Below are 15897 nucleotides of genomic sequence, written 5' to 3' on the forward strand. Positions count from 1 at the left end.
GATGCGCCTGGGCGTTGGCATCGCCTGGGCGCCGGCCGCGACGTTCGACATCGGCGCACCGCCCTCCTTGGGATGAACCCGGCAACAACCGGATCCTGTTCTGGCATCAATGCGCCGGGCGGCGCTGACTGAGCAGACCCTCACCCGCGCCTGGCCGCTACCCATGGGACGATCAAGACCACGGACCACGGTATCCCGCGTTCGCTCGGTGACGTACAAGCCAACCAAGCCGAGCTGAGATACCGCGCGGCGCGGACCCCAGCGAATCGGTCAGCCCGTCTCCGGCGGCGTCAACGCCGAAGCCCGCGCAGGGCGGGCTTCTTCGGGCGACGCAACCATGTTGACGCGTGTGGCTTAGTGCTCGGCGACGGCCATGGTCGGCGCAACGGTCACCAGGCTGTCCTGGCGACCGCGCAGAAAGATCGACATCTCCCGCGGCGGCAACGGCCGCGAGTACAGGTAGCCCTGGATCTCGTCGCAGCCCTGTTCGCGCAGCAGCGCGTCTTCCTGCACGGTTTCCACGCCCTCGGCGACCACCTGCATCCCCAGCGCATGCCCCAGTTGGATGATGGCCTGGGTGACCTTGGCCGTCCCCAGGTCGTGCAGCATGTCCTGCACGAAGCTGCGGTCGATCTTCAGGCGGTGCACGGGGAACCGGTTGAGATAGTGCAGGTTGGAAAAGCCGGTCCCGAAATCGTCCACGGCAAGCGGTACGCCGTGCTTTTCGAAGAGATCGAAGCAGTGCCGCAGGGCCTCGGTGTCGCGGATCAGCGCCGACTCGGTGAGCTCCAGCTCCAGCCGGGTCGGCGACCAGCCATGGGCATGACAGATGGCCAGTACGCGCTCGGCAAACCCGCGGTCGCGCAGCTGCATGGCCGAGACGTTGACCGAGATGCGGTCGAAGCGCAGGCCGGCCGCATCCCAGGCGGCCGCCTGGCGGCACGCCTCACTGATCACCCAATCGCCGATGCGCACGATTTCACCGCAGCGCTCGGCGATGGGAATGAATTCGGCGGGGCTGCAGAACCCGTGCCCCGGACGATGCCATCGCAGCAGCGCTTCGACCGCCGGGGCGCGTTGGCCGGCGGTGTGGGCCAACGGCTGGTACACCAGCGAAAACTCCTCGCGCTCCAGCGCGCCGTGCAGCGCGTTCTCGATCTCGCGCCGGCGCTGGGCGCGCAGCAGGACGTCCTGGCTGTAATAGTGGGAGGTGTTGCGGCCGGACTCCTTGGCCGCGTACATCGCCGCGTCGGCGGCACGCAGCAGGCCATCGAAGTCCTGGTGGTTGGCGTCGACCAGGGCGATTCCGATGCTCGCACTCAGCTTGATCATCCCATCGCCCCACTCCAGCGGCTCGGCCAGGGCCGCGATCAGCTTGCGGGCCACATGGCCGGCATCGCCGGGATCGGCCAGGTCGCGCAGCACGATGACGAACTCGTCGCCGCTGAAGCGGCTGAACAGGTCGCTGGTGCGCAGGTGCTGGTGCATCCGCCCGGCCGCGAGCTTGAGCAGCATGTCGCCGGTGGCGTGGCCATAGGAATCGTTGATGTTCTTGAAGCCGTCCAGGTCCACGAACAACACCGCCAGGGTGCTGCCCTGCTCCACCGCCTCGCGGATGGCGTCCTCGGCCTGCTCGCGCAGCAGGGCGCGGTTGGGAAGCCCGGTGAGCAGGTCGTAGTGGGCCAGCTTATCGATCCGTTCGCTCGCCTCGCGCTCGCGCGAGATATCGCGGAAGAGCACGACGAAGCGCGGCGGCAGGCCGTCGCGCTTGTCCAGTTCAATCAGGACCTGGACCCAGACCCGCAGTCCGGAGGGGCGGTGGAAGCACAGGTCCAGTTGCTCGGGCAGGCTGCCGTGCGCGATCTGGGCCAGCGCGGCCTGGAAGGCCTCCCGCGACTCGTGCGTATACAGCGACAACAGCTGGTCCAGCGACACCGCCTCCTTGCGCAAGCCGTGAATGCGGTAGCACTCCTCGGTGCACTGCAGGTCACGGCTGTCCACTTCGATCTCGCAACCGCCGATCTTGCCCAGGGCCGAGACGCGATTGAGCAGTTCCGTGCGCCAGCGGATCAGCGCGTCGGTCTGGCGCTGGGCGGTGATGTTGAGGACCTGTCCCACGATCCGGGACAGGCGTCCGTCGGGCGCATGCACCGGGCGGCCCCAGACGCGGACCTGCATGAGCGCTTCCCGCCGCACGGCCAGTTCCAGGTCCAGTGAAATCGGCACCGACTCCTGCTTCATGCGCCTGATCGCGCGGACCAACGTTGCGGCGGACGCCCGGGTGAGCAGTTGCAGGAATCCGCGGCCGCCCATCGGATCGGTGGCCAGGCCATGCGCCGTCGGCAGTTCGCCGGACAGCACGACTTTGTCGCTGCTCAGCTCCCACGACCAGTCGCCCATGCCGGCGATGCGCTGGGCCTCGCGCAGCATGACTTCCTGTTCCCCCAGCTGGGCCTGCAGGCGCGCGGGCACCGCAGGCGGCGCACCGGCGCCCGGGGATGCCTCCGGCACGCTCAAGGTATAGGCCAGGATCTGGCCGTGCTCGTCATGCACCGCGCTCAGCCACCCCTCCAGGGAGGCGGCCTGCGGCCCCGGCAACACGCAAGGCACCATGCGTCCGGCCGCGAGCGAGGGCCCGCCGGCCTGGGCCAGCAGATCCATGTAGGCCTCGATGGCGCCCGGAAGGCCCATGGCCTGGGCCGCGCCGTTGGAAGCCAGCGGGCGGCCTTCGACGTCCAACAGGACGAAGGCCGACCCAACCGGATGCCGCAGCAAGCTTGCAATGACGCCGTGATCCACGCCGGAGTGCTCCTTCTGAACCGCCTGGGACGCTGACGGACGAAAGTCATATCGGCCGCCCCTGCTTTTAGTTGAGCCCGTTGGGCCCGTCGGCGCTTGCCGTTAAGATCACGACCACACGTGACTTGCCGGGCCCGGATGGGCGGACGATGGCGACCCCTCCAGCTTCCCCCCACGCTGCGCGCCCGTACAGCTCTGAACGCCGGCTCCACTACGCGCTCACGCGCTGGACGCGTCGGATCGTCACCGTGTACGGCGCGCTGGGACTGGCCTGGGCGATCGGCGGCCCGCTGCTGATCGGGGCCGGCACGGGCGCGCCGGGGCGCTGGACGGCGATCCAGTTGGGCAGCGGCCTGGTGTTCATGGCGGTCAGCACCCTGGCGCTTTCGATCGTGCTGCGCGCCCTCGTCCGCCGCATCACGCGCACGCACCGTCGGTTGACGGCGAGCAAGACCGATTACCGGCGGATGTTCCGGACCAATCCTGGGCCGATGCTGGTCTGCGAGCTGCCCGAGCTGCGGATCGTCGACGCCAACCCCGCGGCGCTCGTTTTTTTTGGCCTCGCGCGCAGCCAGTTGTTGGGCCGGCCGCTGGACGGCCTTTGGTCTGGCGTGGCCCCACCGGTCGCCGCGAACGCGGAGGGCCAGCACTTGCGAACCGGCCAGGCCGTGCTGCACGACGGTCGCCAACGCGTGGTCGAGGTTCGCGATGCGCCTATGCGTCGCGGAGGCCGCGATGCGCGGCTGGTCGTGATCGACGATCGCACCGCCGAGCAGGATGCGCGCGCGCGACGGGACCAGGCGCTGGCGCGACTGGAGCAAGCCCAGGACATCGCCCGACTGGGTTGGTGGGAGTTCGATCCGGATACCGGGCTGGGCGTTTACTCAAAGCAGATCTACCGGATGCTTGGGCGACGCCCGCCGCCGGACGAACTGCGGCGACATCCGTTCGACGATCTGCTCTCGGCTGGCGACGCGCAGGGCGCGGCCCAGCTGCAGGCGCTGCTGACCCCGCTGCGTGGCGCCGGTCCGGTCTGCATGGATGCGCTGGTACCACTGCAGTCCGCCGATGGACGTGCGCTCACCGTGCACTTGCGCGCCAATGCATCCCACGCCGACGGCGGATCGGCGGTGCGCGGCACGCTGCAGGACGTGACCGAGCGCGAGGACGCGCGTCGCCTGCTGCACGAGCGCGAAGCGCAGTTCAAGGAGCTGGTGCGCGTGCTGCCCGACGGCGTGCTGATCCTGCATGGCGAGCACGTGCTCTATGCCAATGCCGCCTGCGCCCAGCAGCTCGGGTACTCCAGCGAAACCCTGCTGGGTGAGTCGCTGGAGCGCCTGGTGCCTGCCCAGGACCTGGAACATGTCCGCGACCAGATGCACCGACCCGACACGACCGTCGGGATCGGCACGGCCCTGCGCATGCGCCGCCAGGACGGCAGCGTCTTCCACGCGGGCCTGTCGATGGGCGAGGTCCGCTACAGCGGCCGCGACTGCCGGCTGCTGATCGTGCGCGACCTGAGCGAACCTGAGCGCATGCGCGATGCGCTGGAGCAGAGCAACCGCGAACTCCAGGCTATGGCGCGTCGCCTGTTTTCCCTGCAGGAGGATGAGCGCCGGGCGCTTTCCCGCGACCTGCACGACGACGTCGGGCAGGCGATCACCGCCATGAAACTCTCTGCCCACGCCGCGCAGGCGGAAACCGACCCGGGCAGGCAGCGCGACGACCTGGCCCACATCGTCCAGCTCGCCGACGCGAGCATCGACAAGCTCCGCAATCTCGCCATGCTGCTGCGTCCGCCCCAACTGGATGCCCTGGGCCTGGAGGCGGCGGTGCGCTGGCAGGCCGGCATGCTGTTCCGCGCCTCGCAGGTGGAGCTGCAGCTGGACATCGATCCCCTGCCCGAGCGCCCCGATGCAGAGGCCGAACAGGCCTGCTTCCGCATCGCCCAGGAAAGCCTGACCAACGCCCTGCGCCACGCGCGCGCCGGCTCGGTCACCCTGCGTCTCAAGCCTGCCGGACACCGGCAGCTGCGCCTGGAGGTGGTGGACGACGGCGAGGGGTTCGACCCGGCCGGACCACGCGGGCTGGGCCTGATCGTGATGCGCGAACGCGCACAGACCGCCGGCGGCACCTTGCACATCGACTCCGCTCCCGGGAACGGTACCCGGGTGACGCTCCACCTGCCTTATGCCATGGTGTCGGCTTCGTCAGATGTCCTCGGATCTTGACCCCATGTGGAACCCGGATGCTCCTGCCACCCCTCCAGGCAGCCCGCCTGCGCGCTTGGGCGCGGGGCATCCGGCGCTGGAGGAGATGCTGGCGCGGGCACGCGAGGGTGAACATGGCTTGATGCTGCTGCACCTGGACATCGACCACTTCGCATCGATCAACGAAACCATGAGCGACGAGGTCGGCGACCAGGCGCTGGCGCTGCTGGCCGCGCGGCTACGCGGGCATCTGGCCGGGCGCGGCCTGCTATGGCGGCACGGGAGCGACGAACTGCTGATCGCGGTGCCGTGCCTGCCCGGCGTGCCTGGCCCGGAGGCGTTCGCCGAGGAAATCCGGCAGCAGATCGAACTGCCGCTGTCGGTGCTCCCCTACAACCTGTTCATGACCGGCAAGATCGGGGTCAGCCTCTACCCCGACCACGCTGACGAACTCTCCCCGCTGATGGACCTGGCCGAACAGGCGGTCCTCCAGGCCGCGCGCGAGGGCGGCAACGTGGTGCGGATGTTCGAGCGGGGGGGGCCGCCGAGCGCGCACAACGACCGGGTCATTTCCCGCCAGATCGTCGACGCCATCCCCAACGGCGAACTGCGTCTGCGTTACCAGCCGATGGTCAGCGCGCGCGACGGGCGCGTGGTCGGCATGGAATCGCTGGTGCGCTGGCAGTCACCCAGCCTGGGCATGCTGGTGCCCGAGCGCTTCATGCTCACCGCCGAGCGCCTGGGCGTGGTGGTGCAGATCGGCACCTGGGTCCTGGAGGGCGCCCTGCGTCAGGCCCGGCAGTGGCGCGACCAGGGTTTCGACGACTTCACCATCGCCGTCAATGTCTCCACGTTGCAGTTGCTGCGGCCGACCTTCTATTCCGAAGTCATGCAGGTCCTGCAGGCCACCGGCGTGCCAGCCCAGACCCTGGTGCTGGAGATCAACGAAAGCGCCCTGACCAAGAACGTGAACTTCGTGCACGAGACCCTGGCCAAGCTTTCCAGCGAGGGCGTGAGTCTCAGCCTGGACAACTTCGGGACCGGTGACTCCAGCCTGGGCGCCCTGGTGCGCTACCCGGTCGACCGGCTCAAGATCGACCGCAGCTTCATCAACAGCGCCCCGGCCGGCAACCGCGAGGCGGCCATCGCCCGCACTATCATCGCCATGGGCCACCAGTTGGGCATGACCGTCATCGCCAACGGTGTCGAATCCCAGGCCCAGCTGGGCTTTCTGCGCCGCAGCGACTGTGACGTGTTCCAGGGCTACCTGTTCGGTGAGCCGATGTCGGCCGAAGCGGCCGGCACGGTGCTGCGCCGACGCTACATCCGCCCGGAGTCCTTCGCCGAATCCAGTCCGGACAAGACCCTGCTGCTGCTGGATGACGAGGAGAACGTGCTGCGCTCGCTGGTCCGGCTGTTCCGCCGCGACGGCTACCGGATCCTGGCGGCGGGCAACGTGCGCGACGCCTTCGACCTGCTGGCCACCAACGATGTGCAGGTGATTCTTTCCGACCAGCGCATGTCCGACATGAGCGGCACCGAGTTCCTGGGCCGGGTGAAGATGCTCTATCCGGACACCATCCGCCTGGTGCTCTCCGGCTACACGGACCTGACCACGGTCACCGACGCGATCAACCGCGGCTCGATCTACCGCTTCCTGACCAAGCCATGGAACGACGAGGAACTGCGCAAGCACATCCGCCAGGCCTTCAGGACCCACGAGGATCAGCGACGCGATCCTCCCTCCTGAGCCGGCCCGACCATCACCAGGACGTTGGCGCAACCCTCAGGTCGCGCCCTTGGCGGCATCGGCACGCGCGGGTTGGCGGATCGGCAGCACGATGCGGAAGCACGCCCCCTCGCCCGCCGGGCTGCTGACGTCGATGCGCCCGTGGTGCTTGTTGATGATGCCGTAGGAGATCGACAGGCCCAGCCCGGTGCCGCTGCCCACCGGCTTGGTGGTGAAGAACGGGTCGAAGATGCGCTGCAGCAGGTCCGGCGGAATGCCCGGCCCGGAGTCCTTGAACTCGATCCACACGTGGTCGTCGTCCACCCCGGTGCTGATGGCGATGGTGCCGCGCTCGCCGATGGCCTGGCCCGCATTGAGCAGCAGGTTCATGTAGACCTGGTTCAACTCCGAAGGCAGGCACTCGACCATCGGCAGTTCGCCATAGCGCCGCTCCAGGGTGACCTTGTACTTGAGTTCGTTCCAGATGATGTTGATCGTGGACTCCAGCCCCATGTGCAGGTCCACCAGCTTCCAGGACTCGGCCCGGTCGAAGTAGGAGAAGTCCTTCAGGTCACGCACGATGCGGGTGACCCGCTCGATGCCCTCGCGCGACTCGGACATCAGCTGCGGCAGGTCGCGGCTGATGAAGTCGATGTCGAAGCGCTCGCGGATGTCGTCGATCTCATCGATCATCGCCTTGGGATCCGGCGCGCGCAGCGCGCGCTCGTAGGCTTCGATCAGGGTGAACAGGCTGCGCAGGTATTCCTGCAGACTGCCAAGATTGGAATGCACGTAGCCAATCGGGTTGTTGATCTCATGGGCCACGCCGGCGGCCAGCTGGCCGATCGAGGCCATCTTCTCGGACTGCAGGAGTTTGTCCTGGGCACCGCTCAGGCGCATGTAGGCCTGGCGCAGCTCGGCGTGCCGCAGCTGTAGCTCTTCTTCGAATTCCTGCGCGCCCTTGACCTCCTGGATCAGGGCCAGGAAGTAGCCCTCGCCCTCGGTGGTCCCGGCATGGAAGTACAGATGCGCCAGGACGATCTTGTCGTCCACCGGCAGGCTGCCATCCCAGCGGCCGGTCGAGCGGGCCTGGGTCAGCGCGTCGGCAGGCAGCCGCTGGGTCAATCGTTCGCCCAGCGGACGCGGATCACTGTCGTCACGCTCGCACAGGCGCGTGCGGGCCGCGTCGTTGGACCACAGCAGGTGGCCATCGGCCTGGAACAGCATGGCGCCTTCGTGCATCAGCTCGCCGAGGGCGAGCAGCACATCGCGATCAGGGAAGGTGGCCGGCCCGGTCTTGTCGGGTGAGATTGAATTCACGAAGTCGTTCAGGCAGTGGACCGGACTGCAATATACCGGCTGAAGCCGCCGAGCGGCCCACGCATGCCCCAGCGCGAACGCAGGATCCGTGAATCAGGCGACCGCCAGGGAGCGGCTGGCCTGGAGCGTGTTCGACTGGCCCTTGGCATCGTAGGACGGCGCGCTCTCGCTGCGCCCAAGGTGGCGCAGCGCCCAATTGACCTCGCGGCGGCGGCGCGACAACAGTGCGCCATTGGCCCGGTTGGCTTCGGCCAGCTCGCGCAGGCGTCCACCGGCCTCGGCCTCTGTGGGCAGGTCGAACTCGAGGGCCTTCAGGGCCGCCAGTTTGGCGCTCGTGGCACGCATCAGGCCTTCGACGTCGTGGTCGAGCAATGCCTGACGCTCGTCGGCGAGGGCGACGCCGAGCTGGTCCAGCAGGCCGGAACTGGCGGCGGAGGTGTTCATCCGCCGAGTTGCTGATCCAGCTCGAGCATGCGGCTGGCGATCGCGTCGGGATTGATCTTGTAGCTGCCGTCCTGCAGGGACTGGCGGACCGCCTCGACGCGGCTGCTATCCACGGCCGGAGCGGTGGACAGCTCGCGCTGCAGGGTCTGCAGGCCCGAGGCCTGCCCAGTCAGGCTCAGGCTGTCGGCCGAGGCGGTGGCGTCGACCGCGCGGGTCTTGCCCTCGTCGGACACGCCAGTGGCTGCTTTGGTATTGACGGATGAGGTACGAAGACTGGCCGGAGTCGGCACGCTTCCTTCGATTTTCTGGCTCATCGGTGGGGTCCTGTCATCGGGTTCGATAGGGATAACGGCGTCGCCTGGACAAACTTTAGGGTTTTCAGCGACTGACCACGACATCCCCGTTCTGCGCCACCGTTCCCTGCACGATCCGATGCGAGGAGAGGTTCTCCACGCTGACCCGGTCGTCCTGCCCGGCATCCTGCAGGGCGCGCCCGGCCATCCGCACTTCCAGGCCGCCATTGCGGGCGACCAGGGCGACATTGTCACCCCGGCGGATCAGCCGCGGCGAGACCAGGTCACTGCCCGACAGGAGGCTGCCAGCCGGCAACGTGCGCCGGGCCACCTTGCCCACCGCGTCGTCCAGGGTGTGCAGCGGCGCGCCCACGATCCGGGCGGCGTCGCGTGTCTCGGACACGATATCGGCCGGCCCCAGCGTATCTCCAGCGGCCACGCCCCGGGCCAGGACCAGCACATGCTGCAGGCGCCGGATCTTCACCGGCACGAACAGGCGCCAGCCCGCCTCGCGCGGGCAGCTGACTTCCACGGTCGTCGTGCCGGTCGGGTGGGCTTCCAGCGGCGCGCCACAGGCTGGCATCCGCATGGCGGGGTCCAGGGTGGCCTCGGCCTCGGCGTCCGGGCCGATGGTGGACAGGGCGGCGGCCCGGATCGATTCGATCGACTGGAAATCCGATGCCCAGGCCGGCACGGCCACCATAAGAACAGTGATAAGGAGCAGCAGGCGCATCGTGGCAGCCCTAAAGCGAAACATGCCAGGCCGATGCAAGCGGCGTGCCGTAATCCCGCGGCCAAACCCGACTGTCGCGCTCAAGTTTGTTCCCGCAGGGGCCGATATGAACGCCATGTCGCACGATCTGCTCAACCGCATCGAACAGAGCACCCGCCTGGCGGGCCATAACCGGCTGGCCCTGCTGCTGTTCCGGCTGGGCGGGCGCCAGCTTTTTGGCGTCAACGTCTTCAAGGTGCAGGAAGTGCTGCGGCGCCCGGAGCTGTTCCAGGTCCCCGGCCTGCCCATGCAGTTCTCCGGCGTGGCCGACGTGCGGGGCCGGTCGGTCCCGGTCCTGGACCTGGGCATGGCCATCGGCCACCCCGAGCGCGAGCCGGACGCCGACCGGGCCCCTGGATACCTGGTGGTCACTGAATTCAACCGCTCGGTCCAGGGCTTCCTGGTCAGCGGCGTCGAGCGCATCGTCAACATCGCGGTGGAGGACATCCATCCGCCGCCGGAACTCGGCGCCGAATCCACGTATCTGACCGCGGTGACGCGTTTTCAGGGCGAGCTGATCCAGGTCATCGACGTGGAAAGCGTCCTGGCCGACATCGCCCAGACCCGCGTGGAAGCCCGGATCGATCCGTCCCTGGCGTTTGGTCCGGATGGCCCACAGCTGCAGGTCCTGGTCGTGGACGACTCCCGCGTGGCCCGCCAGCAGATCCGCAGCGTGCTCGACCAGCTGGGCGTTGGCGCGACCCTGCTCTCCGATGGCCGCCAGGCGCTGGACCACCTCTTGCAGATCCATGCCTCGGGCGAGCGCCCGGCCAATCGCTACGCCATGGTCATCTCCGATATCGAGATGCCGGCCATGGACGGCTACACCCTGACGACGGAAATCCGGCGCCACGCCGGGCTGGCGGACCTGTACGTGTTGCTGCACACCTCGCTGTCGGGGGTGTTCAACAACGCCATGGTCGAGCGCGTGGGGGCCAATGCCTTCGTGGCCAAGTACAGCCCGCACGAGCTGGCCGACTACGTCCTGGCCCGCCTGCGCACCGTCGCCACCAGCCAGGCGGCCTGATTCCAACCGATTGGCGGTTCAAACCCGGTCGCCGATCCGCGCCGGGCATCCGACGCGGGCATCGCCCCGCGTTCTGGCACAGCTCTTGCCTCGCTCTCCTGCACCACACCGCGGGAGCGCGTCATGTCCAATCCGATCTCATCCTTCCTGGGCGTCAGTGGCGACGCCCTGCCGCTGCGCGAGCAGCGGATGAAGCTGATCGCCAGCAACCTCAGCAACGTCGACACCCCGGGCTACAAGGCCCAGGACCTGGATTTCGATGCGGCCATGCGCGCGGCACAGGGCGAGCGTGACGGTAGCGGGCTGGAGGTCACCGACGCGCGCCACTTTCCCGTCGGTGGCAATGGCGACGGGCTGAACCCCTTCCAGTTCACGCGCGAAGCCAGCCAGCCCAGCCTGGACGGCAACACGGTCGATCCCGACGCAGAACGTGCCGCCTACGGCCGCGCGGCGCTGGAATACCGCGCCTCGCTGAGCTTCGTCGAGGGCAAGGTCCGCACCATGCTCACCGCGATCACGGGGCAATAAGCCATGAGCAACCTCCCCATCTTCGATGTCGCCGGCTCCGCCCTGCAGGCCCAGTCGGTGCGCATGAGCACCATCGCCTCGAACCTGGCCAACGCCGATTCGGTGGCCGGCTCGGCCGAGGCCGCCTACAAGCCGATCGAACCGATCTTCCAGGCGGTGACCAATCCCCAGGACAAGAGCCTGACCGGGGTCAGCGTCAAGGAAATTTCCCAGAGCAAGGACCCGCCGATCAAACGCTACGAGCCGGGCCACCCGCTGGCCGACGCCGACGGCTATGTCTACCAGCCCGACGTCGATCCGGTCTCGCAGATGGTCAACCTCATCTCGGCCTCGCGCAATTACCAGGCCGGCGTCGAGGTGCTCAACACGGCCAAGGAGCTTGCCCTTGCCACGCTCACGATGGGCCGCTAAGCGCGCCCGCTTCCCGCACATCCGTCCTAGGACCTTCCCATGAGCACCGTTTCCAGCGACGTCTATTCCAGCCTGGGACTGACCGGCGCATCCAACAGCAGCAGCAAGTCGACCAGCAAGTCGGACACCCTCAGCCAGGCCGACTTCCTCAAGCTGATGACCGAGCAGCTCCAACACCAGGATCCGCTCAAGCCGATGGACAACAGCCAGATGGTCTCGCAGATGGCCCAGCTGTCCACCGTCCAGGGCATAGGCGACCTCAACACCACCGTCAGCGGCCTTTCCAGCTCGCTGGGGGCCGACCAGATCCTGCGTGCCTCGACCCTGGTCGGGCATTCGGTGCTGGTGCCCTCCTCCAACCTGGCCCTGGCCGATGGCGGGCATGCCACCGGCGTGGTCGCCGCGCCCGGCGCCGGCACGGTCAACTTCACCATCAGCGATGCCAACGGCAATGCGGTCAAGCAGATCACCGCCAAGGCCAGCGATGCCGGCGAGGTGGCCTTCGACTGGGACGGCACCGATGCCTATGGCACGCGGCTGGCATCGGGCAAGTACTCCATCTCGGCCACCTATACCGACAGCAGCGGGACCGACACGGATCTGTCCACCTACGTCAAGGCGACCGTCGAAAGTGCGACGGTCGGCTCGGACGGCATTTATCTCGATCTGACCGGGCTGGGCACCGCCCCGCTCGCCAACGTGCTCCGCGTCAGCTGACGCCGGACAACCACACAGGAGTCCATCATGGGTTTCAACACTTCGCTGTCCGGCATCAAGGCGGCCAACACCGACCTGAATGTCACCGCCAACAACATCGCCAACGTGAACACGACCGGCTTCAAGGAGTCGCGCGCCGAGTTCGCCGACCTGTTCTCCTCCACCGGCTACGGCCTGGCGCGCAACGCGGTGGGCTCGGGCGTGCGGGTGAGCAACGTGGCCCAGCAGTTCTCGCAGGGCAACGTCGATCCGACCGGACGCAACCTGGACCTGGCCATCTCCGGCGAAGGGTTCTTCACCCTGACGGTCAACGGCGCCAAGGTCTATTCGCGCGCCGGTAATTTCCAGACCGATGCCAACGGCTATGTGGTCAATCCGCAGGGTGCGCGCCTGCAGGTGTATCCACCCAATGCCAACGGCACTGGGTTCGCGGTCGGCTCGCTGACCGACCTGCAGCTGCTCACCACCGACAGCGCCCCGCAGCAGACCAGCACCGCCAACCTGATGGTCACCCTGCCCGGCAACGCCTCCGGGCCGAGCGTGACCCCCTTCGATCCGGCCGATGCCAACAGTTACAACCACTCCACCGGCGGCATCACCGTCTACGACTCGCTGGGCGTGACCCATACCCAGACCTCGTACTTCGTCAAGACCGCCAATCCGAACGAATGGCAGGTCTACAACTATGTCGACGGCACCGCGGTGGGCGCCGCGTCCACGCTGCAGTTCTCCGACAGCGGCGCGCTGGTGACCCCGGCCGATGGGCGCATCGCCCTGGGCACGTTCACGCCCAGCACCGGCGCCGGCACCTTGAACATGACGTTGGACATCACCGGTTCGACCCAGTACGGCGAGGCCTTCGCCCTGCGCGATGCGCGCCAGGACGGCTTTGCCAGCGGCAAACTCAACTCGATCAGCATCGACGCCGACGGCGTGGTCTATGCGCGCTACTCCAACAACGCCGACAAGGCGCTGGGCCAGGTGGCGATCACCAACTTCGTCAATCCGCAGGGCCTGAGCTCGCTGGGCGACAACATCTGGGCCGAGAGCTCCACCTCGGGCGGCGCGCGTTCCGGTGCCCCGGGCACCTCGGACTTCGGCGACATCCAGTCCGGGGCCCTGGAATCCTCGACCGTGGACCTGACCGAACAGCTGGTCAACATGATCGTGGCCCAGCGCAACTTCCAGGCCAATTCGCAGATGATTTCCACCCAGGACCAGGTCACCCAGACCATCATCAACATCCGTTGATGATGGCCATGGGCGGCTGATCCGATCCGGAGCAGCGCATGGACAAGGCACTTTATGTCGCGATGACCGGCGCCCGCGCCTCCCTGCAGGCGCAGGCCACCGTCTCGCACAACCTGGCCAACGTGGACACCGCCGGCTTCAAGGCGGCCCTGGCCAACACCGAGGCCTACAAGATCCCCGGTGCGGGCTACCCCTCGCGCATCGATGCGCTGCATGTGGACCAGGGCTTCGACCGCGACGTCGGTTCCCAGCAGGTCACCGGCAACCCGCTGGATGTCTCGTTCCTGGACAACCGCTGGCTGGCCGTGCAGTCGGCCGACGGCAGCGAGGCCTACACCCGCGGCGGCGAGCTGGCCCTGACGCCCAACGGGCAACTGGTCACCGCCAGCGGCCGCGCGGTCCTGGACCAGGACGGCAATCCGATGACGATCCCGCCGCACCAGTCGCTGGAAATCGGCAACGACGGCACGATCTCGATCATCCCGCAGGGCGAAGGCCCGGCCACGATGACCATCGTGGGCCAGATGAAGGTCGTGGAGGCCACGCCCGAGCGCCTGACCCGCGGCCTGGACGGACTGATGCGCAATGTCAGCACCGATCCGGCCCAGGCCTTCGCCCAGGCGCCGGGCAAGACCCTCAACAGCGGCGTGCTAGAAGGCAGCAACGTCGACGCCGCCGGCGCCCTGGTGCAGATGATCCAGCTGCAGCGCCAGTTCGAGATGCAGGTCAAGGTCATCAAGCATGGCGATGACAACGCGCAGTCCGCCAACACCCTGCTGCGTCTGAGCGGCTAAGGCCGCGGCCCGCCGGAAAGCCGTCGTTCGTTCTGGCACGGCGCGTGCATCAGGTTCATTGCCCGGCGCCAGACGCGGGGCCATCACTGAGAGGAATCGGGTCATGAATCAGGCTTTGTGGGTCGCCAAGACCGGACTGGATGCGCAGCAGACGCGCATGTCGGTCGTCTCCAACAACCTGGCCAACACCAGCACCACCGGCTTCAAGCGCGATCGCGCCAGCTTCGAGGATCTGCTGTACCAGCAGGTGCGCCAGCCCGGCGGTTCGACCTCGGCCCAGACCCAACTCCCCTCGGGCCTGCAGCTGGGCACCGGTGTGCGCGTGGTGTCCACCTCCAAGGATTTCGAACAGGGCAACCAGCAGCAGACCGGCCGCGCCCTGGACGTGATGGTCAATGGCCGCGGTTTCTTCGAGGTCCTGATGCCCGACGGCAGCTCGGCCTACACCCGCGACGGCAGCTTCCAGATCAACTCGCAGGGCGAACTGGTCACCAACTCCGGCTATCCGGTGCAGCCAGGCATCCAGATCCCCGAAGGCGCCCAGTCGCTGACCATCGGCAACGACGGCACGATCACCGTGCAGATGGCCGATTCGGCCCAGGCCCTGGAAGTGGGCTCGCTGACCCTGACCGACTTCATCAATCCCGCTGGCCTGCAGGCCAAGGGCGAGAACCTCTACGCGGAAACCACCGCCTCGGGCCCGGCCCAGAACGGCGCGCCGGGCCTCAACGGCCTGGGCACCACCGTGCAGGGCGCCCTGGAAGGCAGCAACGTCAACGTGGTCGAGGAGCTGGTCAGCATGATCGAGACCCAGCGCGCCTACGAAATGAACGCCAAGGCCATCTCCACCACCGACTCGATGCTCGGTTACCTCAACAACAACGTCTAAGGCGCCGCCAGGACCTCCTGCCATGATCCGTCCATCCTCCCTTGCCGTGGTCCTCGCCGTGACCGCCAGCGCGCTGATCTCCGGCTGCGTGGCCGCCGGCGATGTGCGCCCCTACGCGCCGATGGCACCGATCGTGCCGGTGGCCATGCCGGTCGCCCAGCCCAGCGCCGGGGCGATCTACGCCGCCGGTCCGGGCCTGAACCTCTACGGCGATCGTCGCGCCCGCGACGTGGGCGACCTGCTGACGATCACCCTGGTGGAAAGCACCACCGCCTCCTCCACCGCCAATACGGCCATCACCAAGTCCGACTCGGTCGACATGACCAATCCCACCCTGCTGGGCGCACCGCTGAGCGTGGGCGGGCTGGGCATCCTCAACAACAACACGGCCGGCGATCGCAGCTTCGCCGGCAAGGGCAACACCGCCCAGAGCAACAAGATGCAGGGCAGCATCACGGTGACGGTGGTCCAGCGCCTGGCCAACGGCAACCTGGTGGTCCAGGGCCAGAAGAACATGCGCCTGAACCAGGGCGACGAACTGGTCCAGGTGCAGGGCATCGTCCGCGCCGCCGACATCGCCCCGGACAACACCATCCCCTCCAGCAAGGTCGCCGAGGCCCGCATCGCCTACGGCGGTCGCGGCGCGGTCGCCCAGTCCAACGCGATGGGCTGGCTGAGCCGCTTCTTCAATTCGCGCCTGTCGCCCTACTGAG

At 67.8% G+C, this 15897-nt stretch carries 15 protein-coding genes; 10 read left to right on the top strand and 5 right to left on the bottom strand.

The features are described from left to right. Positions 1–354: 354 nt before the first annotated feature. The gene (locus ACORQU_RS17995) at positions 355–2799 is read right to left on the bottom strand and encodes a putative bifunctional diguanylate cyclase/phosphodiesterase (protein WP_491642419.1); all 2445 of its coding nucleotides are present in this window, start codon (positions 2797–2799) and stop codon (positions 355–357) included. Between the two features lie 149 nt (positions 2800–2948). Between ACORQU_RS17995 and ACORQU_RS18000 the strand changes: the two genes are divergently transcribed. Together ACORQU_RS18000 and ACORQU_RS18005 are read left to right on the top strand one after the other, a co-directional pair. Beyond that, positions 2949–5030 carry a PAS domain-containing sensor histidine kinase gene (locus ACORQU_RS18000; protein ID WP_491642420.1) on the top strand — a complete coding sequence of 694 codons (2082 nt, stop codon included), beginning with the start codon at positions 2949–2951 and terminating at the stop codon, positions 5028–5030. A gap of 4 nt (positions 5031–5034) precedes the next feature. Next, positions 5035–6759, top strand: coding sequence for an EAL domain-containing protein (locus ACORQU_RS18005; RefSeq protein WP_491642421.1), 1725 nt, complete (start codon positions 5035–5037; stop codon positions 6757–6759). 36 nt (positions 6760–6795) lie between these two features. Here the strand turns inward: ACORQU_RS18005 and ACORQU_RS18010 are convergent, their stop codons facing one another. The 4 genes from ACORQU_RS18010 to flgA form a co-directional block, all read right to left on the bottom strand. Then, complete coding sequence (locus ACORQU_RS18010) at positions 6796–7980, bottom strand: ATP-binding protein (protein WP_491645169.1); 1185 nt, start codon at positions 7978–7980, stop codon at positions 6796–6798. Positions 7981–8151: 171 nt separating this feature from the next. Then, entirely contained in the window at positions 8152–8502 is a 351-nt protein-coding gene (locus ACORQU_RS18015; RefSeq protein ID WP_271645761.1) for a flagellar protein FlgN, read from the bottom strand. Next, positions 8499–8816, bottom strand: a complete 318-nt coding sequence (gene flgM, locus ACORQU_RS18020; RefSeq protein ID WP_271645760.1) for a flagellar biosynthesis anti-sigma factor FlgM — start codon at positions 8814–8816, stop codon at positions 8499–8501. The genes ACORQU_RS18015 and flgM overlap by 4 nt, the downstream gene beginning before the upstream one ends. A 64-nt stretch (positions 8817–8880) precedes the next feature. Further along, a complete protein-coding gene (gene flgA / locus ACORQU_RS18025; RefSeq protein ID WP_491642423.1) occupies positions 8881–9528 on the bottom strand; it encodes a flagellar basal body P-ring formation chaperone FlgA in 648 nt (215 codons plus the stop codon). Positions 9529–9643: 115 nt separating this feature from the next. Between flgA and ACORQU_RS18030 the strand changes: the two genes are divergently transcribed. From ACORQU_RS18030 to flgH, 8 genes are all read left to right on the top strand, one after another. Continuing rightward, a complete protein-coding gene (locus ACORQU_RS18030; protein WP_271648683.1) occupies positions 9644–10594 on the top strand; it encodes a chemotaxis protein in 951 nt (316 codons plus the stop codon). 123 nt (positions 10595–10717) lie between these two features. Then, positions 10718–11122 carry a flagellar basal body rod protein FlgB gene (gene flgB / locus ACORQU_RS18035; RefSeq protein WP_491642425.1) on the top strand — a complete coding sequence of 135 codons (405 nt, stop codon included), beginning with the start codon at positions 10718–10720 and terminating at the stop codon, positions 11120–11122. A gap of 3 nt (positions 11123–11125) precedes the next feature. Continuing rightward, entirely contained in the window at positions 11126–11533 is a 408-nt protein-coding gene (gene flgC / locus ACORQU_RS18040) for a flagellar basal body rod protein FlgC (protein ID WP_491642426.1), read from the top strand. 39 nt (positions 11534–11572) lie between these two features. Then, a complete protein-coding gene (locus ACORQU_RS18045) occupies positions 11573–12250 on the top strand; it encodes a flagellar hook capping FlgD N-terminal domain-containing protein (protein ID WP_491642427.1) in 678 nt (225 codons plus the stop codon). Between the two features lie 27 nt (positions 12251–12277). After that, positions 12278–13501 carry a flagellar hook protein FlgE gene (flgE, locus tag ACORQU_RS18050; protein WP_491642428.1) on the top strand — a complete coding sequence of 408 codons (1224 nt, stop codon included), beginning with the start codon at positions 12278–12280 and terminating at the stop codon, positions 13499–13501. A gap of 38 nt (positions 13502–13539) precedes the next feature. Next, positions 13540–14295: a flagellar basal body rod protein FlgF gene (locus ACORQU_RS18055; protein ID WP_271645752.1), complete on the top strand. Its 756-nt coding sequence runs from the start codon at positions 13540–13542 to the stop codon at positions 14293–14295. A gap of 103 nt (positions 14296–14398) precedes the next feature. Next, the gene (flgG, locus tag ACORQU_RS18060; RefSeq protein ID WP_271645751.1) at positions 14399–15184 is read left to right on the top strand and encodes a flagellar basal-body rod protein FlgG; all 786 of its coding nucleotides are present in this window, start codon (positions 14399–14401) and stop codon (positions 15182–15184) included. Positions 15185–15206: 22 nt separating this feature from the next. Further along, positions 15207–15896, top strand: a complete 690-nt coding sequence (gene flgH / locus ACORQU_RS18065; RefSeq protein WP_491642430.1) for a flagellar basal body L-ring protein FlgH — start codon at positions 15207–15209, stop codon at positions 15894–15896. The last annotated feature ends 1 nt before the right edge of the window (position 15897 follow it).

The sequence above is a fragment of the Pseudoxanthomonas sp. JC1303 genome (assembly GCF_058448525.1).